Source organism: Ruminococcus sp. RTP21198st1_G1_RTP21198_201120 (assembly GCF_040924265.1).
Lineage (GTDB): Bacteria > Bacillota > Clostridia > Oscillospirales > Ruminococcaceae > Hominimerdicola > Hominimerdicola aceti.
In genome coordinates, this window is record NZ_JBCOMH010000001.1 from 227,588 (window position 1) to 252,060 (window position 24,473).

Annotated in this window: 18 protein-coding genes; 13 read left to right on the top strand and 5 right to left on the bottom strand. The window is 43.3% G+C overall.

Features of this window, described 5'->3' with window-relative positions:
* Positions 1 to 127 precede the first annotated feature (127 nt).
* Complete coding sequence (locus AB5627_RS01150) at positions 128 to 1,762, bottom strand: cellulase family glycosylhydrolase (protein WP_368369620.1); 1,635 nt, start codon at positions 1,760 to 1,762, stop codon at positions 128 to 130.
* Positions 1,763 to 2,478: 716 nt separating this feature from the next.
* On the opposite strand from AB5627_RS01150, the gene AB5627_RS01155 reads away from it, so the two are divergent.
* Entirely contained in the window at positions 2,479 to 3,219 is a 741-nt protein-coding gene (locus AB5627_RS01155; RefSeq protein WP_368369621.1) for an ABC transporter ATP-binding protein, read from the top strand.
* The gene (locus AB5627_RS01160) at positions 3,206 to 4,528 is read left to right on the top strand and encodes an ABC transporter permease (RefSeq protein ID WP_368369622.1); all 1,323 of its coding nucleotides are present in this window, start codon (positions 3,206 to 3,208) and stop codon (positions 4,526 to 4,528) included. The genes AB5627_RS01155 and AB5627_RS01160 overlap by 14 nt, the downstream gene beginning before the upstream one ends.
* A gap of 153 nt (positions 4,529 to 4,681) precedes the next feature.
* Here AB5627_RS01160 and AB5627_RS01165 read toward each other — a convergent pair whose 3' ends face one another.
* The 4 genes from AB5627_RS01165 to AB5627_RS01180 all read right to left on the bottom strand — a co-directional run bounded on the left by AB5627_RS01165 (position 4,682) and on the right by AB5627_RS01180 (position 8,813).
* On the bottom strand, positions 4,682 to 5,452 hold the full coding sequence (locus AB5627_RS01165; protein ID WP_195246969.1) for a hypothetical protein: 771 nt from the start codon (positions 5,450 to 5,452) through the stop codon (positions 4,682 to 4,684).
* 81 nt (positions 5,453 to 5,533) lie between these two features.
* Positions 5,534 to 6,751 (bottom strand): pyridoxal phosphate-dependent aminotransferase, encoded by a 1,218-nt coding sequence (locus AB5627_RS01170; RefSeq protein ID WP_195249125.1) that lies wholly within the window; start codon positions 6,749 to 6,751, stop codon positions 5,534 to 5,536.
* A 1-nt stretch (position 6,752) separates the two neighbouring features.
* Positions 6,753 to 7,121 (bottom strand): MmcQ/YjbR family DNA-binding protein, encoded by a 369-nt coding sequence (locus AB5627_RS01175; RefSeq protein ID WP_022287230.1) that lies wholly within the window; start codon positions 7,119 to 7,121, stop codon positions 6,753 to 6,755.
* Between the two features lie 219 nt (positions 7,122 to 7,340).
* On the bottom strand, positions 7,341 to 8,813 hold the full coding sequence (locus tag AB5627_RS01180; protein ID WP_022287231.1) for a S1C family serine protease: 1,473 nt from the start codon (positions 8,811 to 8,813) through the stop codon (positions 7,341 to 7,343).
* 810 nt (positions 8,814 to 9,623) lie between these two features.
* On the opposite strand from AB5627_RS01180, the gene AB5627_RS01185 reads away from it, so the two are divergent.
* The 11 genes from AB5627_RS01185 to AB5627_RS01235 all read left to right on the top strand — a co-directional run bounded on the left by AB5627_RS01185 (position 9,624) and on the right by AB5627_RS01235 (position 24,459).
* Positions 9,624 to 10,301: an ABC transporter ATP-binding protein gene (locus tag AB5627_RS01185; RefSeq protein WP_117896617.1), complete on the top strand. Its 678-nt coding sequence runs from the start codon at positions 9,624 to 9,626 to the stop codon at positions 10,299 to 10,301.
* Positions 10,294 to 11,241, top strand: a complete 948-nt coding sequence (locus tag AB5627_RS01190) for an ATP-binding cassette domain-containing protein (protein ID WP_368369623.1) — start codon at positions 10,294 to 10,296, stop codon at positions 11,239 to 11,241. Before AB5627_RS01185 ends, AB5627_RS01190 begins: the two co-directional genes overlap by 8 nt.
* 131 nt (positions 11,242 to 11,372) lie before the next feature.
* Positions 11,373 to 14,339, top strand: coding sequence for an extracellular solute-binding protein (locus AB5627_RS01195; protein WP_368369624.1), 2,967 nt, complete (start codon positions 11,373 to 11,375; stop codon positions 14,337 to 14,339).
* Between the two features lie 17 nt (positions 14,340 to 14,356).
* Positions 14,357 to 15,295: a carbohydrate ABC transporter permease gene (locus AB5627_RS01200; protein ID WP_022287235.1), complete on the top strand. Its 939-nt coding sequence runs from the start codon at positions 14,357 to 14,359 to the stop codon at positions 15,293 to 15,295.
* A gap of 18 nt (positions 15,296 to 15,313) precedes the next feature.
* Positions 15,314 to 16,216, top strand: coding sequence for a carbohydrate ABC transporter permease (locus tag AB5627_RS01205; RefSeq protein ID WP_022287236.1), 903 nt, complete (start codon positions 15,314 to 15,316; stop codon positions 16,214 to 16,216).
* A gap of 41 nt (positions 16,217 to 16,257) precedes the next feature.
* A complete protein-coding gene (locus tag AB5627_RS01210; protein ID WP_148303533.1) occupies positions 16,258 to 17,868 on the top strand; it encodes a tetratricopeptide repeat protein in 1,611 nt (536 codons plus the stop codon).
* A 1-nt stretch (position 17,869) separates the two neighbouring features.
* Positions 17,870 to 18,499: a Yip1 family protein gene (locus AB5627_RS01215; protein WP_022287238.1), complete on the top strand. Its 630-nt coding sequence runs from the start codon at positions 17,870 to 17,872 to the stop codon at positions 18,497 to 18,499.
* A 26-nt stretch (positions 18,500 to 18,525) separates the two neighbouring features.
* The gene (locus tag AB5627_RS01220) at positions 18,526 to 21,003 is read left to right on the top strand and encodes a DUF5696 domain-containing protein (protein WP_022287239.1); all 2,478 of its coding nucleotides are present in this window, start codon (positions 18,526 to 18,528) and stop codon (positions 21,001 to 21,003) included.
* Positions 21,003 to 22,085: a carbohydrate ABC transporter permease gene (locus tag AB5627_RS01225; protein ID WP_368369625.1), complete on the top strand. Its 1,083-nt coding sequence runs from the start codon at positions 21,003 to 21,005 to the stop codon at positions 22,083 to 22,085. Before AB5627_RS01220 ends, AB5627_RS01225 begins: the two co-directional genes overlap by 1 nt.
* A gap of 12 nt (positions 22,086 to 22,097) precedes the next feature.
* Complete coding sequence (locus AB5627_RS01230; RefSeq protein WP_038670186.1) at positions 22,098 to 23,147, top strand: carbohydrate ABC transporter permease; 1,050 nt, start codon at positions 22,098 to 22,100, stop codon at positions 23,145 to 23,147.
* Between the two features lie 259 nt (positions 23,148 to 23,406).
* Entirely contained in the window at positions 23,407 to 24,459 is a 1,053-nt protein-coding gene (locus tag AB5627_RS01235) for an efflux RND transporter periplasmic adaptor subunit (protein WP_022287242.1), read from the top strand.
* The last annotated feature ends 14 nt before the right edge of the window (positions 24,460 to 24,473 follow it).

Genomic DNA, 24,473 nt, shown 5'->3' on the forward strand with positions numbered 1-24,473 from the left:
ACAATAGCCGAGAGGTAAATGCCCCTCGGCTGTGTTTTTATAGTGTAGAGGCGACCTTGGGTCGCCCGCTTATCGTTAGTTTCTGTGCAAAAAAAAGACCTCCCACCAAGAGAGGTCTTTTGTGTTATCAGTGGTTTCTGTACCAATCACGAACGAACTTGCCGCTTGCTGTGAGCTGTGAAGTGCCGCTCTTTATAGCTTTAAGGTTCGTACCGCTATTGAATGCGGAAGCCGTTTCGCTCTTTCCGCAGGCTGACCAGTTTATGTAGCCTACTTTTAGTGAGTCGAGAAGCTTGAGCCATTTTGTGCTTTCTGTTGAGTTATATCCGCCGTTTCCGCTTGCATCGCAAGTTCCGAACTCAGATACAAGAACAGGAAGTCCCTTTTTGTAGCAGTTCTGAAGTCTGTTTCTCAGCCAATCAGTGTGAGTGTTTGCATAGAAGTGAAGAGCATAAACGCAGTTTTTGTCTGAAAGCTTGTTGCCAAGTACCTGATCTATGTCCTGACTCCATGTGCCTGTACCGCAAATTATGATAGCGTCACTGTCGTATTTTCTGATAGCGCTTACAACGCTCTGGCAGTAACTTTTTATGCCGCCTGTCCATGTTACACCGCCGTTAGGCTCGTTGCAGATCTCGTAAATAACGTTATTGTAGTCCTTGTAGGTCTTAGCCATTTCTGTGAAGAACTTGATAGCTTCATTTTTGTGGTTGTTAGGGTTTCTGTCGTTGAGAACGTGCCAGTCGATTATAGCATACATACCAAGAGATTTTGCATTCTCAACGCCTGTCTTGACTTTCTGCTTTGCCTGCGCCTGATACTTGCCGTTCTCGGTGCAGTAGCCGCCCCATTCATAAGTATACATTGCGATTCTTATGGTGTTGACCTTCCAGTCATCTCTGAGAACTTTAAGTGAGTCCTTTGTAAGGATATCGGAAAAATCCTCCCACATGATGCCGTGAGTTGACATACCCTTTATCTTGAATACCTTGCCGTTCTTGTCAACAATATTCGCACCCTTTACAGAAAGCTGACCATGCTGTGAAACTGGGGTCAAAACAGCAGGAGCTTTAGATGTGGTAGCCGATACCTCTGCAGAATATTTTCCGTAGTGGTTGGCTTTCTTGTCGTCTGTCTTGCAGGCTCTTATCTTGAACTTGTATGTGGTCTTCTGGCTGAGATTTTTTACAGTGTAGCTTGTGCCTGTGGTCTTTGCGATCTCTTTCCACTGACCATTTTTAAGCTGAAATACTCTGTAATTTGTGCATCCTATCTTTGTCCATGAAAGCTTTACGCTGTTATAGGAAACGCTTGATACTTTAAGACCCTTTGCAGGCTGTGGGTTCGTGGCGGTGTTCCAGTTGTCGGAATATGCACCGTATACCTTTTTTCCTTTCACGGTCTTGTAGGCTCTTACCTTGAAGTTTTCACGGGTAGCATTTGGCAGATTTTTCACAGTGTATGTGAGGGTCGAGCCACTTTTTACGTCTGCGATCTGCGGATATTTACCGTTTTTTCTCATACAAACTGAGTATCCCGAAGCTCCGCTGACCTTTTTCCAGCTAAGCTTTATCTCGCTGTTGCTAAGTGTTTTTGAAGTAAGCCCTGTGACTTTTCCGATGCTTGCCGCCTCAACAGTTATCGCCGTCTGCGAAAGAAGCGGTGTTTCGTCCACAACAGGCAGTGCCGCCGCAGCCGACATGAGTGTTACCGAAGTCAGCAGCACAGCGGCGGCTTTCTTCAGGTCGATTAATTTTCCCATAATCTTCCTCCTATAATGAATATTGTAACTTTTCATTCATATTTATTATAAGTTTAACATATTTTCATTCATTTGTAAACAGCAAAAGCCTATTTTAAAACTTAAATACTTCACAAATTTTAAATTCGTTCATTGGTGAAAATGTAATAAATCCTCCCTATTTACTATAGAAGTACGAAAAATGAATAAATTACAAATGATTAAAAAACGGTAACAAGAGCTTTTTTGGACAGTTGAAAACTACAGTTGAAAACTTTTGAAAATGTTGAAAACTATGTTGAAAATGTTTAAAACTCATGCTATAACAGCAATTTGGTGTTGAAAATTATAAAGTTTTCAACAATCGTCCGTTTTTTTACCCTTGTCTGTAACCAAAATGTAATCAAATCATTACATTGTGATATCCAAAAAAACGTACTTGAAAGAGTTGAAAATGTACAGAATATTATTTGATTTGTAATCATTGTGTAACGTGGTTTACTTTATCTCACAAAGTAAGTGAATTTTACATTCTAACGCATAAATAATAAAAATCATGCCTGTTTTGGTGAAAACCGCTATTGACATCGTGCCGTAGACAGTGTATACTATTAGCAAATCATATTTACATAGCAGTACATGACAAATGTCAATTGACAGTTGGAACGTGGTGTGCTATACTTGATTTATTCACAAAAAAATACAATGATACAGACAAAGAAAGGAATGGGGAAACGATGGAAACCGTTTTACAGGTCAAAGGGCTTTCAAAGCAGTACAAAAAAGGCATTTACGCCTCCCATAACGTCACTTTTGACGTTGGAAAGGGCGAGATATTTGCGCTGATAGGTCCAAACGGTGCAGGAAAGACCACGACCATAAGAATGATATCAACACTTTTGCAGGCAACAGAGGGCGACGCTATCGTGGCAGGACATAGTATTCTCACCGAACCTGATATGGTAAGAAAAAGCATTACATACCTCCCTGACGAGGCTGGTGCGTATAAGACCATGACAGGCAGAGAATATCTGGAGTTCATGGCTTCTATCTATGCCGACAACGGAGAACAGGCTTACGAGTTTGTTAAGCGTGGCTGTGAGATATGCGAGCTTGGTGACAGGCTTAATGATAAAATATCAAATTATTCCCGTGGTATGGCAAGAAAGCTTCTCCTTGCAAGGGCGATAATGCCACTGCCTGCACTGGCTATCCTTGACGAGCCGACTTCGGGACTTGATATTATAAACGCCCTTGAAATAAGAAGAATGATAAAAAAGCTTGCTTCTGAGGGCATGAGCTTTCTGCTTTCTTCCCACAATATGCTTGAAATAGAGTATGTTTCAGACAGAGTGGGTATAATTGCAAAGGGCGAGTTGCTGGAGGTCGGCAAGCCTGCGGAGCTTATTGAAAAATATGGCGTTCAGAACCTTGAAGAAGTCTTTGAAAGGGTGGTGCTTGACCGTGAAGTTTTATAGTCTTTTCCGCAAGGAATTAAAGGAAATGCTCAGCCTGCAAACTATTATAACAATGATAGTCACAGTAGTGGTGCTTGTTATGGCGGGTCAGGCAATGTCAGGGGCAATAAGCGACAGTGCCGAAAAGGCTTCCGACCTTACTATCTGCGACCTTGACAAAACAGAGTTCACAGAAAACGTTTTAAACTCTCTGAAAGCTACTGCAAAGGCTGGTGACGGTAAGATAACAGTTGTAGATATAAAGTCTGACGACTATGCCGCAGAGCTTAAAAGGCTCGATCAGGACAGCGTTGTGATAATACCAAAAGGCTTTACAGAGCAGGTAAAACAGCATAAAAAGGCAGACGTTGGATATGTTCAGAGAATGACCTCTCTTGCAACCATGTCAAATATAAACACAGGCTCGGACACTGCCCTTGCAGTTATACAGCAGGCAGTAAAATCAACTATCTATCAGGATAAGCTTTCAAGCGGCGCAATGACAGAGGACGAAATGAATCAGCTTGAAGACCCTGTACTGCTTTCTGAAACAACGGTTGTTGGCGACAAGGCAGATAAAGTGAGCAGTTCTGTAGTGATGTCCCTTTGCTCGGCACAGAGCATGGTAGTGCCTATAATAATGTTCGTTCTTATAATGTTCTCGGCTCAGATGATACTTAGCGCGATCTCTACCGAGAAAATAGACAAGACCCTTGAGACGCTTCTTTCCGCACCTGTTTCAAGACTTTCAGTCCTTGCGTCAAAAATGCTTGCCGCAGGTGTTGTTGCGGCTTTGCAGGCTGTGGTCTATATGTTCGGCATGAGCAAAATGACAGGCGGTCTTACTGAGGGCATGGGAGATACCTCAGCATATGAATCTGCAATGGAAAACCTTGGCCTTACTATGAGCATCGGACAGTATGTTCTTGTGGGAATACAGATGTTTGTGTCTATCCTTATCTCATTGTCACTCTCGATGGTATTAGGAGCACTTGCAAAAGACGCAAAATCTGCCCAGACAATGCTTTTGCCTATAACCTTCTCCGCAATGATACCATATCTTCTTGCAATGGTAGTTGATATCAGAACGCTTTCACCTGTTATAAAGTATATCGTCTATGCTATACCGTTCACCCATACTTTTATGGCAAGCGAGAACGTGATGTTTGGCAACTACAGCTTTTATGCAGGGGGACTTATCTATCAGATAGTACTTCTTGTAGTGTGCATGACTGTCGCACTGAAAATCTTCATGAGCGACAAGATATTCACAATGTCAATAGGCGGAAAGCAGAGAACAAGAAAGTCATTTGCTTTTAAGAAGAGATAATATCACATAGAAGCGTATAATTACCCTACTTATATGTAGGGGAGCGACTCAATTTCTGTTTTACAGAAATACGACGTCCCACCATATAGGTTTTATCGCAAAACAAAAAAACCGCTGCGGATCTTTCTCCGTGGCGGTTTTGCTTTGTGCTATTTAATTTTCTGAAGTTTTAAGCCCCGTGTCCTCGTCAACAATGCCGTTATCCTGCGTGATATTGAAAATACACCATTTTCCGCTGCATTTTCCAACGTAGATGTAAAGCTTTGCGTCCTCACTGCCCTTTGAGCCTTTGAAAGTCACGTTCGTTACTATCTCATAAGCCTCTGAAACATTCGGTGCAGAGCCGTAAAAGCTTTTGTATTCGCTCAGGTCATATTCAGATTTTTTAAGCTTTGTTTCTCTTCCGAAAGATACGTCAATAGTGTAATCAGAACCATAGCTTTCAATGAAATCACCGTAAAGGACTTCTTTCATGACCTGCTCTTTGCCATATCCGCCTTCGGTTCGCTGCTGTTCGTATTCGTTCTTCATCTCTTTTGGAAAGCACTCCACGAATGAGTCGAAATCGCTTGTCTGTATGGACTTGAAGTATTTTTCTATTACCTCTGTCTTTGTGGAGCTGAAAATAACTCCGCTTTTGTATAGCACAGCCACGATAACGCCTATAACAACTACCGCCACAATGGCAAGGGTCTTTTTGCCTGCGTTGGGATCATAGTGACGCTTTATCTCAGTGTCCTCTTTTTTCTCCTTTTCCCACTCGGCGTAAAGCTCTTTTTCCTCCTCCGTCCTGAAACGTTCAGGCTTTGTGGGCTTTTTGTATTTGTCGGCGGCGTGGGTCTTTAAGTTTGGGTCGCCATAGCCGCACTTGTCGCAGTGATCTCCCTCATAATAGTTTCCACATGATTTGCAAAGTTTTGACATTTTTGTACCTCGTGTCTGTGTTTGTAGATGTATGGTATGAGCATAAAAGCATATTGGGCGAACACTGTCCGCTCTACAGTTTTATTTCTGCTTGTAGTCTTTGAGGAAATCTCTCATTTCATTCATGGAGTATTCAAGATCTTCAAGCTTAGGAAGATAAACTATCCTGAAATGGTCAGGCTGTTCCCAGTGGAAGCCGCCGCCATGAACAAGAAGTATCTTCTTATCACGGAGAAAATCAAGCACGAACTGCTCGTCATTTGTGATGTTGAAACGCTTTGCGTCTATCTTAGGGAAGATATAGAATGCCGCCTTAGGCTTTACAGCCGACAGACCGTCAATGCTGTTAAGTGCGTTGTAGATATACTCTCTCTGATCGTAGATACGTCCCCCCGGCAGGAGCAGATCGTCAGTTTTTGTGTAATCACCAAGAGCATATTTGATTATATACTGGCTCGGTACATTTGAACAAAGCCTCATGCTTGAAAGCATATTAAGACCCTCTATGTAGCCTTTTACTCTGCTCTTATCACCGCTAAGGGTCATCCAGCCTACACGGAAGCCTGCGATACGATGTGACTTTGAAAGTCCGTTAAGAGTGATGCAGAAAACGTCAGGGCAAAGTGAAGCGATAGAAGTATGCTCAACGCCGTCCATAAGAAGTCTGTCATATATCTCGTCTGAGAATATGATAAGCTCATGACGTCTTGCCATGTCTGCTATCTTTTCAAGTATTTCTTTTGGATATACCGCACCTGTCGGGTTGTTAGGGTTGATGATAACGATAGCCTTTGTCTTGTCTGTTATCTTCTTTTCCATGTCCTCAAGGTCAGGATACCATTCGGAGCTTTCATCACAAATATAGTGAACGGCAGTACCGCCTGCAAGAGTAACGGAAGCTGTCCACAGCGGATAGTCAGGGGCAGGAACAAGAACCTCGTCGCCGTTGTTGAGAAGACCCTGCATTACCATTGTGATAAGCTCGGAAACACCGTTTCCGGTGTAGATGTCGTTAAGACTTTCAACAGGTATGCCCTTAAAGTGTGCATAATCATAAATAGCCTGTCTTGCTTCTGTTATGCCCTTTGAGTCGGAATAGCCCTGAGCGTTTCTCAGATTGTCTGTCATTGCCTGTATTATCTCGTCAGGGGCATTGAATGCAAACGGAGCAGGGTTTCCGATATTGAGCTTGAATATCTTTTCTCCCTTTGCTATCATTTCATTTGCTTCGTCCATAACAGGACCTCTTATATCATAACACACGTTATCAAGCTTGCTTGATTTTGAAAAAGTTCTCATTTTATAAAGCTTCCTTTCGCTTTTTGGTTTTCTTTTTATCTTTACTCTTTGTAAGCTCAAAGCTTCTGAGGGTAAGATCTTCTATCTCCTCTGTTGGCACGTCGCTGTCGAGATACAATGTTATCCAGTGGACCTTGTTCATGTGATAAGCTTCCGTCACGCCCTTGTAGATATCCCTGTAAAACAGCACTTCTTCGGGTTTTAGCTTTAAGTTTACTATCCACCTGTCATTGTGGAGCATCAAAAGCCCGAACCACTTTTTCGTGTCCCAGTGGCGCAGTGCAGTGGACTGAAAGTCCTCGTTGAAAGGCTGGTCATATGTCGCACCTGCAATAGAACCGCAAAAGTCAAGATATTCTTCTTTTGTCATAAAATCACCGACCTTTGCAAAATAAAGAAGTGTACTCGTTTAAGGCAATACCGTCAGGTGGGCTTTGTGCGGTGTTGCCTTAATAGTATACCTTATTATAATAACACTGCTTTGACCCTCTGTCAAGAAGAAAGTCAAGAAAAAAGCTGTCCCGATCTCTCGGAACAGCTCTTTCCCTGAAGTAAAAGAATATGAAAAATATGAAGAAAGCTTTGTTATTTAGAAACCGTAGCCGTAATTATAGCCGCCAAGACCATTGCCATAGTTTCCATAGTAATCGTTGTAGTCGTCGTTGTTATTGTTATTATTATTGTTATTGTTGTTCTGGTCGTTGTCATTTGACTCAGAAGTGTCCTCTGTGGACTCGCCGAGAACAACGTCAACATTTATCATTTTCTTGTTTCTGTATATAGTAAGCTGAACAGTGTCACCGACTTTGCACTTGTTCTTTATCTCATTCAGCTCGCTGATGTTTGATATAACAGTTCCGTTTATGCCTATAACGATATCATTTTCCTGAATACCAGCCTTTTCAGAGCCGCTTCCCTTAGTAACGCTCTTTACAAGGAAGCCCTGTGGGATACCATAGTAAGATGAATATGCGCTTGTGATGTCTGTACCTGAAATTCCAAGGCTAGGTCTGCCTGTAACGTAACCGTTCTTCATAAGGTCCTCAACAATAGGGAGCGCCTCGTCGATAGGGATAGCAAACCCAAGTCCCTCGCCCACTGATGATGATACCTTTGCAGAGGTGATGCCTATTACCTGACCATATGCGTTGATGAGTGGTCCGCCTGAGTTACCGCTGTTGATAGAAGCGTCTGTCTGGATAAGATTCATTGTCCTGTCCTCAACAGTGAGCGTTCTGTCTGTTGCGGAGATTATACCTGCTGTTACAGAGTTTGCAAGTGAGAAGCCAAGTGGGTTGCCTATTACGATAGAAGCTTCACCTACCTGAAGATCTGCAGATGTGCCGAACTCAGCGGCTGTAAGTCCCTTTGCGTCTATCTTCAAAACTGCGATATCAGTCTGAGTGTCTTTGCCTACAAGGGTAGCTGTGTATGTGAGGTTGTCCTCATCGTCATCAGAGCTACTGTCAGAGCTTGATTTGCTGTCATCTGATTTGCTTGAAGTATCGTTGTAGCTGTCAGGAAGCACAACTGAAATAGACTGTGCACCGTCAACAACGTGTGCGTTGGTTACGATGTAGCCGTCCTCGCTCATTACGATACCTGAACCTGTTGCAGTGCCGTTTGAAAGGATACAGGAGATGCCTACAACAGAAGGTGAAACTTTCTCTACTATCTCAGGGATAGTCAGTGCGTCGGACGGAGTTGAGAGCTGCTGGATAGTTGGCAGATTTGAACGGTCAACAGTGCTTTTTGCACTGTTTGATGAGCTGTCGTCCTTTGAAACAACGGTGCCGCTGTTTGATGAGCCTACAGCGTTCTTTCCTGTAACAAGATTGTAGCCTACAATGGAAGTAGTTCCGATAGCTGCAACGCAAAGCACTGCAATAATGCCTGAAAGCACCTTCTTGCCCTTTGACTTTTTCTTATTAGGATTGTATGTGAACTCATTCACGCTGCCTGCCTGAGCCTGATATTGATTATATCCGTTTTGCTGTGTATAGCTATTCTCAAAATTGTTATTATTGTTATCATTTAAGTTGTTGTTTCTGTATTCATTCATGATGAAAACCTCCTGGTATGTCAGCGGCGTGAGCCGTGGTAGTCAATTTTAACCGCCCCTTGTGGGGCTTTCTTGTTTCGTTATCTAATATTATACTTGTCTATGTGAAAACTGTATGATAAATAGGACAATGTTTAATGTTTTTTACGGGAATATTACGTCATATTGCAGGCTTATTTCTTTCATATTTGGCTTTTTTTATAGGTTCAAATTGCACAAATGCCTTTTTGTATAGTTTTTTTTGCCTCCTTTTACATAATGTTAAGAACAGTTTTGCTTTTGCATATTTTAAATAAATATATCAAATGTTTTTTGTGCATATCGGTAGAAATTTTTCGGATTTTATTCTTCAAAATGTAAAATTATTATTAATTGAAAGCTAAAATCTTGACGGCTACAGAGTTTTCAACCTTTTTTGACAAGATTTATTGCGAAATGCACAAAAAATGATTTTATAGTTTGTTTAAGGTGACTAAATCCTCCGCAAGCCTCGTTTTTATGTTATCTTAAACGTTTAACATCCTTGACAAAATACAGAGAAATTGATATAATTAAGATTAGCTGAATGAACCCATTTTGGCATTTTACATAAAATTGTGGGCTGATTTGCATAATTTATTGCCCGAAATTTGAACATATTGTACAAGAAATACAATATGTTGTGGTCGTTGTGTGCTTCTGACACGATATGTGAATAATGCACAAATATTTTAACCTTTGTTTGAGTATATTACATAGGTCAAAATGACCAATACAGTGGATGAGATGAGGGCGAAGATCCTGTTTGATGTGATAAAGGAGCCATGCGGCATGGACACTATACTTTCAACTGAAGATCTGTGCCGTGATTTTAAGATCGGCGACGGAAGCGTTGTGAATGCGCTGAAAAATATCAACATCGAAATAGAAAAGGGCAAGCTGACGATCCTTAGAGGACGTTCAGGAAGCGGTAAGACTACTCTTATCAATATTCTTGGAGCGCTTGACAAGCCAACAAAGGGCAAGGTCATGTTTGGTGGACGGGATATTACAAGGCTTTCTGAAAGAGCCAGAGATGATATACGACGGTATAAAATGGCGTTCGTGTTCCAATCTGTGGCACTCATGTCGGGAATGACCGCTTATGAAAACGTTGACTTTGGTCTAAGACTTGCGAAATATCCATATGAAGAAAGGGATAAGCGCACAAGGGAATGTCTGCGAAGCGTGGGACTTGAAAAGCGAATGTTCCACCGACCGGGGGAAATGTCCGGCGGTGAACAGCAGCGTGTGGCTATAGCAAGAGCTATCGCACATAAGCCTGACATAATTTTTGCGGACGAGCCTACTGCCGAGCTTGATACGGCAACTGCGCTCCATGTTGTAAAGCTTTTCAAAGAGCTGGTGGCGAGAGATGAGATGACTATCATAATGACCACTCACGACCCCAGCATGATAGATATAGCTGATAAGGTCTATACATTAGAGGACGGTGAGATAGTTGAGTGATGAACTTGATACTATTGTAGCTGCCGACAATGATAAATATATGATACGGTGTGAAAATCTGGTGAAGATCTACAAAACTTCTGATGTTGAGGTGGTGGCGCTCCAAGGACTTGACCTGGATGTCGAGCGTGGAGAACTTATGGCAATCGTCGGAAACTCAGGAAGTGGTAAATCGACGCTGCTCAATATGCTTGGAGGACTTGATAAGCCTTCGGCGGGAAACCTTTATGTGGACGGTAAGGATCTTCTGAAGTTTACTGATAAGGATTATATGGAGTATAAAAGGAACACCGTAGGCTTTGTGTGGCAGAATAATGCAAGAAATCTTGTGCCGTATCTTACGGCTGTGCAGAATGTTGAGCTTCCTATGCTGCTCAACGGCGAGCATAAAAGACGGCAGAAAGCACTGGAGCTGCTTGACAGAGTGGGACTGCTGAAAAGAAAAAACAGCAGGCTCGACCAGATGTCGGGAGGCGAACAGCAAAGAGTTGCAATAGCTATTGCATTGGCAAACGATCCGAGATTACTGTTGGCTGATGAACCTACAGGCTCGGTGGATACAAAGACTTCCAATATGATACTTGATATATTCAAGGAGCTTAATAAAGATGAGAAGATCACTATAGTGATCGTTACCCATGACCTTAAGCTTGCCGATCATATCGACAGAGTGGTGGCTATCAGAGATGGAAGAACAAGCTCTGAGATCGTGAGAAAGCGTTCTTATGTGGAGGAGCTTAATGAAATGGGAGATATCGTGCTGGTTGAGAAAAGCGAGGAAACGGCTCATGAAGAGCTTATCGTCCTCGACAGATCCGGACGGCTGCAGCTCCCGAAGGACTTTATGGACGCTCTTGAGATAAAAGGCGGCGATAAGGTCAAGGTCGAACTTGATGAGAACGGCGAAAAGCTCGTGCTGTTCAGATCGGGGGGGACGTAAGTTTTATTTTCTTTATTTCCCGTGGGGGATCACATAATGAAGAGGTTCTATACTATTTATATTAGAATGTAATTAAGTAGGCTTGATTCTCGCAAAACCAAAAGCAATTTATTTAGAAAGGTGGATTCATAGTGAAAGACACAATGTTTAGGCGTGTTATTGCTTCCGCATTGGCACTTGCTCTGTGTGCAAGCGCATCAGTTCCAGCATTTGCAGACAGTGAAGCGGCGGACGACAGCACTCTAGGCACGCAGGCAACTGCTGATGATTCTGCAACAGGCGACGGAAGCTCCGCTGCCACGACGAGTACCGATTCGATCCGTCAGACTTCTTATACTAACTATGTAAAGAAGTATACCGACGCCGCAAGACCTGATAAGACAGTCGAGGTCTTGGGAAAGGATTACGATCCTGCTTCAGTAACAGACGCTCAGATCACTGTAACTACAGTAGATGGAGAGAATGATGTTATGCAGTGGGCAAATCAGGAGGGTTCAGTTTCTTGGACGGTGAACATTCCTGAAACAGGCGTCTACAATATCAAGATGATATATGAGGCACTTGAAAGCAACACAAACGACGTTGAGTTTTCGTTGCTTATCGACGGCGAAAGCCCATATGCAACAGCGTCAAGAATCACGCTGAGCAAGAGATGGATCAACGAATCTGAGATCAAACAGGATTCAAGACAGAACGATATCCGTCCTGGACAGATATCGACACCATGCTGGCAGGAAACTCCTCTGGAGGACATCGACGGACTTTTTAACGAGCCGCTGGAGTTCTATATGGAGGCTGGCGAACATACGATAACATTTGAATCTGAAAAGGCTGAGTTTGCTGTCAAGAGCTTTACTTTCTATCAGTATGAAGCACCTGCTGCTTACACAGCACCATCAGACAGCGATCTGACACAGGCTCAGGGACAGAAGATCACTCTTGAGGGTGAAACTGCTGCCTACAAGTCATCAAGAACTCTTTATCCTACAGCAGATAAGAGCTCTTATCTCACATCGAGCGCAAACGGCTCAAGCCCTACTAAAACAAGATATAATACTATCGGTTCAGGAAGCTGGACGCAGTCAACTCAGACAGTAACATGGGAGTTCAATGTTGACAAGGCTGGCTACTATAAGATAGGTATAAGAGGCAGACAGGATCAGATGAGAGGTATGTACTCCAACAGACGTCTTTATGTCAATGGCGAAGTACCTTGCCTTGAAGCTAATCAGATAAAGTTCTACTACGATACAGACTGGAGCATCACAACGCCAAAGTCTGAAAATGGCGACGATCTTTATTTCTACCTCCAGGCAGGCACAAACACTATTTCTCTGGAAGCAGTTCCTGGTGAGATCGGTGAGATCATGGGTGATCTGGACGAGCTTGTTTATAACATAAACAGCTACTATAGACAGATCAGACAGATCACAGGTCCTGATCCTGATGAATACAACAACTACATGATCGACACAGCTATCCCGTCTATCGTTCCTGATTTCAAGGAATATGCTAAGACATTGAGAGATAAGAAGGCTGAGATCGAGAAGCTTTCAGGTTCAGGCGGAACTGAGGCTGAAACTCTTGAGAAAATGGCTATCGTTCTTGATAAGTGTATAAAGAAGCCTGACCTTATCCCTGAGATGATGTCACAGATCAAGGATAACATCACATCGGTTTCTTCTTTCGTAAACCAGTATCGTGAGCAGCCTCTTGAGGTCGATATGATCGAGGTAGCTACTTCCGATCAGGATTTCACTTCATGTGACAAGTCATTCTTTGGCTCACTTGGCTTCGGCTTCAAGGGCTTTATCGGTTCTTTCTTCGAGGACTACAACGCACTGTCCGATGAGGACGAAAGCGCTATGGAGTGCTGGGTAATGCTCGGTCGTGATAACGCTGAGGCTCTCCAGCAGCTCATTTCAAGTGAATACAATCCAACAGCTAAAACAAAGATCAATCTTAAGCTCGTTCAGGGTGGTATCGTTGAGGCTACATTTGCAGGCAAGGGTCCTGACCTCGCTCTCTTCATGGGCGGCGACTTCCCTATCCAGCTTGCAGCCCGTGGCGTTCTTACAGATCTCACCACATTCAGCGACTTTGACGAGGTAAAGACACGTTTTGCAGACGACGCTACTGTTCTTTATCAGTACAACGGCGGTACATACGGTCTTCCATGTGACCAGACCTTCCCAATGCTGTTCTATCGTTCTGATATCCTCAGTGAGTACGATATCGACCCAGCAACAGATCTTAACACTTGGGACGGACTTCTTAACTGTCTGCCAACACTTCAGAGAAACTACCTTGAAGTTGGTCTTATCCTCCCTGTAATGACAAGTACAGGCGGAACAACTCAGGTATCTGCTATCACAGAGCCTGGTAACACATTCGCAATGCTCCTTCTCCAGCAGGGTCTTAACTACTACAACGAAGAGCAGACAAAGACAACATTCGATACTCAGGAGGCTGTAAACGCTTTCGATACTTGGACAAAGTTCTATACAACATACAGCTTCCAGCAGACATATGACGCATTCACACGTTTCAGAACAGGTGATATGCCAGTAGTTATCCAGAACTACACATTCTATAACCAGCTTTCTGTAGCCGCTCCTGAGATCAAGGGCTGCTGGGGATTCCAGCCAGTTCCTGGTACTGTTCAGGAAGACGGAACTATCAACCACGCAGCAAACTCCAATGGTTCAGGTGCTATTATCTTCACAAAGGCAGCGGATCAGGAGGGCGCTTGGGACTTCATCAAGTGGTTCACCTCAACTGACGCTCAGGTCAAGTACGGTAACAACATCGAGTCTATCCTTGGTACAATGGGTAGATATGCAACAGCTAACGAAGAAGCTCTTCAGCAGTTGTCTTGGACAACTTCAGAAGTAAATCTTCTTCTTGACCAGCTTAATTCACAGGTAGAGATCCCGATCATTCCTGCATCTTACGGTGTAACAAGAAACGTTATGAACGCATTCAGAGCTGTAGTTAATGACTACGACAACGCTCGTGATACACTGTTCTGGTACAATAAGGATATCAATGACGAGATCACTCGTAAGCTTGAAGATCTTGGTCTGTACGACAATTAATGAAAGGGGAGTAACTAATGGCCAAAACCAATCCTGAAGCGCCTATGATAAAACAGGGCAAGTGGAAGTACACATGGCACATGATGAAAACCAACAAGGCTTGCTATGCAATGCTCCTGCCTTTCATGTCTTTGTTCATTATCTTCACGGTAGTGCCTGTCGTAATGTCGCTGCCAATGGGCTTTACAAACTTTAACATGATCGAAACTCCTAAGTTCGTAGGACTTTCAAACTTCTATACGCTGTTCCTTAACGACGACGTATTCCTTATCGCAGTAAGAAACACTCTTATCTTTGCGATATTTACAGGACCGTTCTCTTATATCCTCAGCTTTATCATTGCTTGGCTGATAAACGAGATGAACGCATTCCTCAAAACCTTCTTCACATTCGTGTTCTATGCACCTTCTATGACAACTTCCGTATATGTTACCTGGCAGCTTATCCTGTCAGGTGACTCCTACGGTTACCTGAACGCTGTGCTTATCGATCTGGGTATCCTGAACGAACCTGCACAGTGGCTCACAGATACAAACTATATCCTTACAGTTGTTATCATCGTTCAGCTTTGGATGTCAATGGGTGCAGGCTTCCTTGCTATCCGTGCAGGCTTCCAGAACATTGATAAGTCAATGTACGAAGCAGGTGCTATCGAGGGTATCAAGAACAGATGGCAGGAGCTTTTCTACATCACTATCCCTTCAATGGGACCACAGCTTCTGTTTGCTGCCGTTATCCAGATCTCAGCATCATTCACAGTCGGTGTTGTTGGTCAGAACCTCGTAGGTCTGCCTTCAACAGACTATGCAGCTCACACAATCATGAACCACGCAACAGACTACGGTAACATTCGTTACGAAATGGGTTATGCGTCAGCAATATGTTTCGTATTGTTCGCTGCAATGCTCCTTGCCAATAAGGGTATCAACTGGCTCTTAGGCAAGTATCTTGACTAAAGGAGGGGAGTATATAAAATGGCTAGAAAAAGAAAAAAGCAGCAGTCTATTGAAAAGCTGAAGGTCAAAGAGAAAAAGGCGAGAGTCAATGGTTCTCTTGGCGGAGATATAGTTATTTTCGTATTCCTCTGTCTCCTTGGTGCATTCATGGTGTTCCCGCTGTATTACTCAGTTATCCAGTCTATGAAGCCTGTTGAGGAGCTGTTCGTGTTCCCTCCAAAGCTTTATGTACTGAATCCGACTACCAACAACTTCTCAGATATGTTCAAGGTAGCCGCAAGCTCATGGCAGGTACCGCTGTCAAGATATATCTTCAACAGCTTCTTTATTACAATAGTAATTTGTATCTGCAACCTTTTCGTTTGCTGCTGCGCAGCATTCGTTCTTGCAAAGTGTAAATTCCCAGGAAACAAGGTCATTAACCAGATCATCGTTATTGCCCTCCTGTTCTCCTCAAATGCAACATGGATCATGCAGTTCCTCGTAATGGCTAAGCTCCATATGATCGATACATACTGGGCATTGATCCTCCCAAGCATTTCAACATCAATGGGTCTTTACCTCATGCGTCAGAGCATGACAACCATCCACGACTCCATGGTGGAAGCGGCTAAGGTGGACGGCGCAGGTCTGTTCAGGATCTGTTGGCAGATCGTCGTTCCAAACTCAAAGCCAGCTTTGATGACACTTATCATCTTCGCTTTCCAGGGAGCATGGAACATTCAGGGCGGAGCACTTATCTACTCCGAGCAGCTCAAAACACTACCTACAGTTGTACAGCAGATCACAGCAGCAGGTCTTGCTCGTCAGGGCGTTACATTTGCCGCAGCAGTTGTACTTCTGATACCACCACTGATCGTATTCCTTGTAGCTCAGGGCAACGTCATGGAAACAATGGCTAACTCAGGTATGAAGGATTAATTTGAACTTAGATTATAGAAAAGGAAAAAAGGTGATAAGTAGTGTCGAGAAATAAAATCTCTCTAAAACGAATGATCTCTGCGGCACTTGCAGCAGGTCTGGCGCTGACCATGACCGTGACTGCTTTCGCAGATGAGCCTTATACAGCCTATAACTACGACTATTGGGACGATGCGATCCCATCGCAGAGTGCCTACCGTGTAGAAAAGACTGTAACAGGTGCAGATATGGGTCTTGACAGGCTTTCAGATCCGAGCGACCCGCTTTATATAAGCGATGACGCTCCTGCAAAGCTCTCAGATGCAAAAGACCTCTTTTACGATCAGGACAACGATACTTTCTGGGTGTGCGATTCAGGCAACAACAGAATACTCCGTCTTGATACTGATCTTAAGGTAACAGGCTGTTATACCGGATTCACAGGCTCTACAGAAATATCTGTAGGCGAGGACGGAAAATCGACCTTCCTTAATCCTAACGGCATATATGTCAAAAAGAGCATCTTTGATGATAAGCTTTATGTTTACATCGCAGATACAGACAATTCAAGGGCTGTTAAGTGTACTGTTGAGTCAGGCACAGAAATGACTCTGGTGCAGGAATACACAAAGCCTGACACAAAGCTTTATGATTCCGAAACATTCAACCCTTCAAAGATACTTGCAGATAAGGCAGAGAATATCTACGTTGTTTGTAAGTCAGTAAACACAGGTTCTGTTCAGTTCAATAAGGACGGCGAGTTCCAGGGCTTCTACGGTGCGAACCGAGTTGAGGTAACAGCTGCCGTTATCGCTCAGAAGCTGTGGAGAAAGATCGCTTCAAACGAGCAGATCTCAGCAATGACAAGAAACGTTCCAGTCGAGTATGCAAACTTCGATATCGACGCAGACGGATTTATCTACACTGTTACTGAGGCTGCAAATACTACGACCGACGCTGTTAAGAAGCTTAACCCAGCAGGTTATAACATCTGGGATAACGCAGTCGGCGATGAGTATTCATTTGGTGACGTTGCTTCAGAGTATGATTCAACAACAAATAAAACTTATAAGTGCAGACTTACAGATATCTGCGTTTCTGACAACGGAACAATAAATGTTCTTGACTATGAGAACGGTAGAGTGTTCCAGTATGATAAGCTCTGTAATCTTCTTTGCATCTTTGGTACAAAGAACTCCACTTCTGATCAGGCAGGAAGCTTCCTTGGACCAAACGCTATCGAAGCAAGAGGCAACGAGGTCTATATCCTTGACGGAACAAAGAACGATATCACAGTTTATACTGAAACAACTTTCGGTAATGTCGTTCACAGAGCAGTTCTCCTCTATGACGAGGGTAGATATTCAGACGCAAGAGCTGACTGGGAAGAAGTTATAAAGAGAGACGGCGGCTATGCAATGGCTTATGTCGGACTTGGTAAGGCTTGCCTTAACGACGGCGAGTATATGAAGGCTCTGGATTACTTCAAAACAGCTTACGATCAGGACGACTACGATAAGGCGTTCAAGTATGCAAGAGAAGAATGGCTTAGAGATAACTTCACAGTGATAATGATAGTTATTATCGTTTTGATCGCCCTTCTCATTGTAAAAGCAGTTCTTAAGAAAAAGGGCATAAAGCTCATCAAGCGCAAAAAGAAGGAGGGAAACTGATATGTATGAATTTACTCCGGTAGGTTGGCTCAAGCATTGTGTTTTCCACCCTGTTGAGGGCTTTGAGGACCTGAGATGGAAGAAACAAGGCTCAATGAAAATATCGATGCTCATAGTTCTCTTCCTCTTTATTGCAATGGTCGTTGACAGACAGCTCACAGGCTTCCAGTTCAATGACAGCTACGTTAAAGTATTCAACGTTGTTCCGCTTATCGTTCAGTCTGTAGTTTACTTCTTCACTTGGGTACTCGGCAACTGGGCAATATGCACACTTCTCGACGGTGAAGGTACACTTAAAAAGATCTGCATCTATTCTGCATATTCTCTTGTTCCTTACATCGTTTGCACATTTATCGCAGTGATCTTCTCAAACGTTCTGGTACAGGACGAGTCGATCTGGATCACAGCAATCCAGTATCTTGGCATCGGCTGGTCTGTTATCCTTATGGTGCAGGCAATGAGAGCCGTTCACCAGTATTCATTCGGAAAAACACTTGCTTCAATTATTGGTACGATCATCGCAATGCTTCTTATATTGTTCCTTGCGATACTTCTCCTTTCATTGTTCCAGCAGGTATATGTATTCGGGTACTCAGTTTATACTGAGATCATGTACAGGATCAGAGGCTAAAACAGAAACGGTGGTGTAAATAATAAATGCATAACAAAAGTTACAAGAAAGCAGTTGTCTTTGCTATCTGCCTTACAATGCTGATGCCTCTGGGGTCAATGGTGGTTTCTTCCACTGACGAGAGTTCAAGCCAGGCTGATTCAAGCGCCGCAGTAAAGGATACTGACAGCAGTGTCGATTCAGCGGCTGATGATACAAGCTCAGCTGACGCTTCCGACGCAGCAGCTACTGCCGACGAAAGCAGCGATAAAGCTGCTGAAGACTCGGCAGCCGATGAGAAAACAACTACTACAGCAAGCAAGGACGACGAGGTTCAGCCTATAACTGACGAAGAAGCTCTTGCAATGTGCGAAAAGATAACAGAGAACGACAAGATAGCTCTTTATCTTGACGAAGAAAACGAAAGACTTTGTCTTTATGTAAAGGCTTCAGGTAAGTATTGGTGGACTTCGCCTATAAATGTTCAGGCTGACCAGACAATTATCGACACAGTTAAGGGCACAGCAATGAAAAATGCCCAGAGAAAGCAGATCGCTGCAAGTGCCGCTATCAGAGTCGGTGACCTTAGACAGGAAAAGAGAACAGAGTCCCCTGCTCCGGTTTACTCCAACAAGGCAAAAGTAAAATGGCAGAAAAATTCAGACGGCGTTGTTGCTACATATAACTACGTTTCTGATGGTGTGAAGCTCAAGATACACTATGTTCTTGAGGACGATAACCTCTATGTTTACTGCGATTCAGATGAGATCGAGGAGAAAAACACTTCTCAGGTAGACGGAAAGGTGCTTACAAAGATCGAGTTCTGCCCTAACTTCGGCGCTGCTGATTCAACTGCGACAGGCTATATGATAGTTCCTGACGGAAGCGGTGCTGTAATAAACTACAACAACGGCAAGACCGAGTACGCTGACTATAATCAGCAGGTATTCGGCAGAGATTATACAGCCGTTCCAATAACAGCTCCAAGAACCACTCAGCAGGCTTATATGCCGGTCCTTGCAACAGTAAGCGGTTCATCTGGACTTGTTTGCGTTGCTTCTGACGGTGAGTCAAACGTTTATGCTCACGCTCAGGTATGCGGACAGGAAAAGCAGGCTTACAACACTTGTTACTTCGAGTTTGAAACAAGAAGCTCAGACTCATTCTTCATGAGCGGTGATAACTCAAACAAGATCACAGTGTTCGAGAAAAACGGAATAAAGACCGAGAGATTTGGAGTTCGTTATTATCCTGTTGATTCAGACAACGGCGAGGATCTTAACTACGCTGACTGCGCTGAGGTCTACAGAAACTACCTTATCAATAATAAGGGTCTTACAGCTAAGGCTCAGGCAAATAAGAGCGATCTTTACGTTGACCTTTATGGCGGCGTTATGAAGGATACTTCTATTCTCGGTATCCCATTCAATCTTAAAACAGAGATCACTGGCTTCGATCAGGCTTCCGACATACTTGATATCCTCAAGGACGGCGGAGTTGACAACATAACTGTCAACTATAACGACTGGACAAATGACTCTATCAAGAACAAGATATCCACAGAGGTATCTCCGTCCGGCAAGCTTGGTGGTTCAAGCGCATTCGATAAGCTTATCTCAAAGGACGATAATATGAAGATCGTTCCTTCAATGAACAACTTCAAGATGGACAGTGGTTCATGGGGATATATGACTCTTACAAGCACAGCTATCAGAGTTTCAAATGCTTATTCAAGACAGTCATCATACAGCCCAGCCTTCGGTGTTGCAGAAAAGGGAGTTTCACCTGCTCTGCTCACACCAAACAAGTACTCGAATGTGTTCACAGAAATGCTCGAGAGCTATACTGATGAAAAGCTCACTTCTATCGGCTTCGGTGATTATTCAACAAAGCTTGTTTCTGACTATTCAAAGAAGGATCCTTCAAGCAGAAGCAAGACCATGAATACTATCGTTGACGGCTATAAGAGTGCGAGCGAGAAGATCAGTACAGTATTCGCAGACGGTGCGAACTCTTACGTTCTCCCATATGTAACAAACGTTTCAAACGTTCCTGTTTACTCCAGTGGATTCAACGTAACAGATTTCGATATCCCGTTCTATCAGATGGTCATTCACGGATATGTTGACTACGCTTCAACACCTATCAATAAGAGCTCAAATTCAGATGAAACATTCCTGCTTTCACTGGCTTCAGGCTCACAGATACACTATGATATGACATACGCTGACGCTGATACGCTTCAGGATACAGAATATGACGACTTGTATTATTCAAACTATGCAGGCTGGACAGATCTTGCGGCTAATCAGTACAAAAAGGTAAGCAGCATACTTTCAGGCGTTTCAGATTATACGATCACAAAGTATGAGCTGAGCGATGACAAGAACGTTCTTACCACAACTTATTCAAAGGACGGAGCTTCAGACGTTGTTATCAGTGTTGATAAGAAGAACGCAACAGCTACCGTAGGCACAGAGGTCTATGACCTTGCAGATTGTATAGAAGGAGGTTTGACAGAATAATGAGCGAAGAGATCAAAAACACTCCTGAAGAGATCGAGGCTGTTAAGGCTGAGGATCTTGAAGATACAGTCGAAAAGGAAAATGACGCTGAGGCTGTTACAGAAGATATTTCAACAGAGGAGATAGTCACAGAAGAGCCTGCCGCTGAGGCAGTCGCTCCTGCACCTGTGATGAAGGAAAAGAAGCACAGACTTTCTTATGAAAAAAGAAAAGGACTTTACGGCTACGGATTTATAGCGATCTGGGCGCTGGGTACTATCTACTTCTTTATCCTGCCTCTTATAGAATCTCTCATTTACTCATTCAACAAAACTGAGGTAACTCAGGGCGGAATGAAAATGACCTTTATCGGTTGGAAAAACTATGTAAACGCTTTCCGTAAGGATCAGGATTATTCCAAGGCTCTGGTAGCAATGATCGAGAATACGGTTTTGAGAACTCCTCTTATCCTCATATTCTCTATCTTTATCGCAGTTATCCTTAATCAGAAATTCAAGGGAAGAACATTCGCAAGATCAGTATTCTTCCTCCCTGTTATCATCGCTACAGGTCCTGTTATCGACATCATCAACGGTAACATGAGCACAGGCGGATACGCAGGCGGATCTGAGCAGTTCAGCTCAATGTTCGAGGCTGACCTCGTTGACCAGTTGCTGAACTTCCTCGGTATCTACAACATCAGTGATAAGCTCACTATGATAATAAACTCGCTGACCACCGACATCCTGAACCTTGTATGGAACTCAGGTATCCAGATACTTCTGGTGCTTTCAGCACTTCAGGGTATCCCGCTCTCAGCTAAGGAAGCAGCCCAGATCGAGGGTGCAACTTCATGGGAGTTCTTCTGGAAAGTCACAATTCCTTATATCAGCCCAATGATACTTTCAAGCGTGGTTTATACAATCGTTGACTCATTCGTCGATCCACAGAACGAAGTTATGACGATCGTTCTTAACAAGGCAAGCAACTGGGAGCATGGCTACTCAGCGGCAATGGCTTGGGCATACTTCCTTATCGTAGCAGTATTCCTTGCACTTGTCGTAGCACTTGTTAATAAGTTCGTTTACTATGAAGTAGAATAAGGGGGGATTTAAGTGGCAACTAAAAAAGAAGAAAAAGAGTTCGAAAAAGAACGAAAGGCTGCTATTAAAGCCCGTTATAAGAAGATGAAAGAGGAGGGTCTTGAGAAATATCTCACCCCTGAGCAGATCAGTTATAACAGAAGAAGAAGAGCGATCGGAATGGTTTGGCCGTTCTTCAGGTTCCTTATCCTGTTTGGTCTGTGCTTCGTAATCCTCTATCCACTGATATTCATGCTTTCAACTGCGTTCAGACCAAATGAGCAGATGAACGACCCGTCAGTAGTTTGGATCCCTAAGAGCTTCACACTTGATAACATCAAGGACGTTTGGGGAGTAATGAAGTTTGAAGATACTGTTGTAAACACAGTTATCCTTAACCTCGTGGCATCTGTCCTTCAGGTTATCACCTGCTCTATCACAGGCTACGGCTTCGCTAGATTTAAGTTCAAAGGTAAGGGAATCCTGTTCGGTATCGTTGTTCTTATGATCATCGTACCACCACAGATCACAACTATCCCTCTTTACCTCCAGTATGCTTACTTCAAGCCAGCGTGGCTCGCTAAGGTATTCACACTTGGCAAATCAACATCGCTTATCAACAGCGGTTGGACAATGTATCTTCCTGCATTGTTTGCAAACGGACTCCGTGCAGGTCTGTTTATCTTCATCTTCCGTCAGTTCTTCAGAGGACTTCCTAAGGAGCTTGAAGATGCTGCATACCTCGACGGCTGCAGCCCACTGAAAACATTCCTTGTTATCATGTGTCCTAACGCAAAGTCTTCGTTCCTGACAGTATTCCTGTTCTCTATCGTTTGGTATTGGAACGACTACTATGTATCATCATCATTCTTCACACAGAACGACACTGTTGCTCTTATGCTGAAGAACCTGAATACAAACCTGACTCAGCAGCTCTTCGACGGTCAGGCGGTATCTGTAAGACAGATAATCGTATGGCTTGAAGCAGGTTGTCTGCTTTCTATCACACCTATCCTTATTATGTATGTATTTCTCCAGAGATACTTTATCGAGGGTGTTGAAAGATCAGGTCTTGCAAACTAATTTGCAAATAAGCTTATCAAAAGTCCTGCACTTCGGTGCGGGACTTTTTTTTGCGTGAAGCCCTTTTTATGTTCATATATTTAAGGCTTATTAAATTTGTACATATATAAAGCAACGCAATTGTGCATATTGCTTTGAAATGTCAGGTTAATTTAGTACAATCGTGTATAGAAAAAACATCTTTTTTTTGATATAATTACTTTGGGTATTATTGCCCATGGTAAGTTGTTTATAAAAATATTCAGTTAGGAGTCTGAACATGAATATAAAAGTTGATTTAAAAAAGCTTTTTGCTGCCGCAGTTTCAGCGATAATGTGCCTCTCCGCAGGGGGTTGCTATCTGCTTCCTGACGAGGAGGAAGTCCTCGATGCGCCGACCGTGAAGGCAAGCGATGTTACATATTCCACAGTGACGGCAAAGAAAAAAGACCTTGAAAAGAAGATAGTCGCAACAGGCACTGTCACAGCGGAAAATCAGTATACTCTTTCTTATGAAAAGCAGAGTGGCACAGTGTCAAAATTTTATGTAAAAGCAGGCGATAAGGTCAAAAAGGGTGATGTTATCTGTGACCTTGATACATATGACCTTGACTATCAGATAGAAGAAAAACAGCTTTATCTTGAAAAAGCAAAGCTTAATGTTGATATAATTTATGAGGGCGGTGGCTCCCAGGCAGAGATAGACTCTGCTTATGTTGACGTTCAGCTCCTTGAAAAAGAGCTTGAAAAATTGCAGGCTCAGAAGGAGGATTCAAGCCTGAAATCACCTATAGACGGCGTTGTTTCGTCACTCTCTGACGTAAGAGCAGGCGACAACGTAAATCCGGGTCAGACTATCGCAACTGTTATAGATACTTCGGCTCTTTATATCGCAATACAGCCTGACGACCTCACCCAGTATGATATCGACACAGAAGTGCAGATAAGGATAGGCGAGGATTATTATGACGGTGTTGTTTTTATGACTCCTAAAAAGCTTGCTGATTATCAGGAAGAGCAGAAAGAGGATCACAATAATGTTGACGATACAGGTATAGATTATCAGGCGGATACTATCTATGTTCGTTTCAAGGATACCGCCCCTGCGGAAACAGTGGGTCAGCTTGCAGATACGATACTTGTCCTTGACAGCGTAAAGGACGCTATCGTTATCTCAAATAATCTGATAAAAAAGGTTGACGGCACAAAGGTAGTTTATGTGCTGAAAAACGGTGAAAAAACTGCCGTTGAAGTGGAAACAGGACTTTCTACAGGCTCTCAGACCGAGATAAAATCGGGCCTTAAAGAGGGCGACGAAATTGTTATCAGATAGGTTTGAAAGGATAA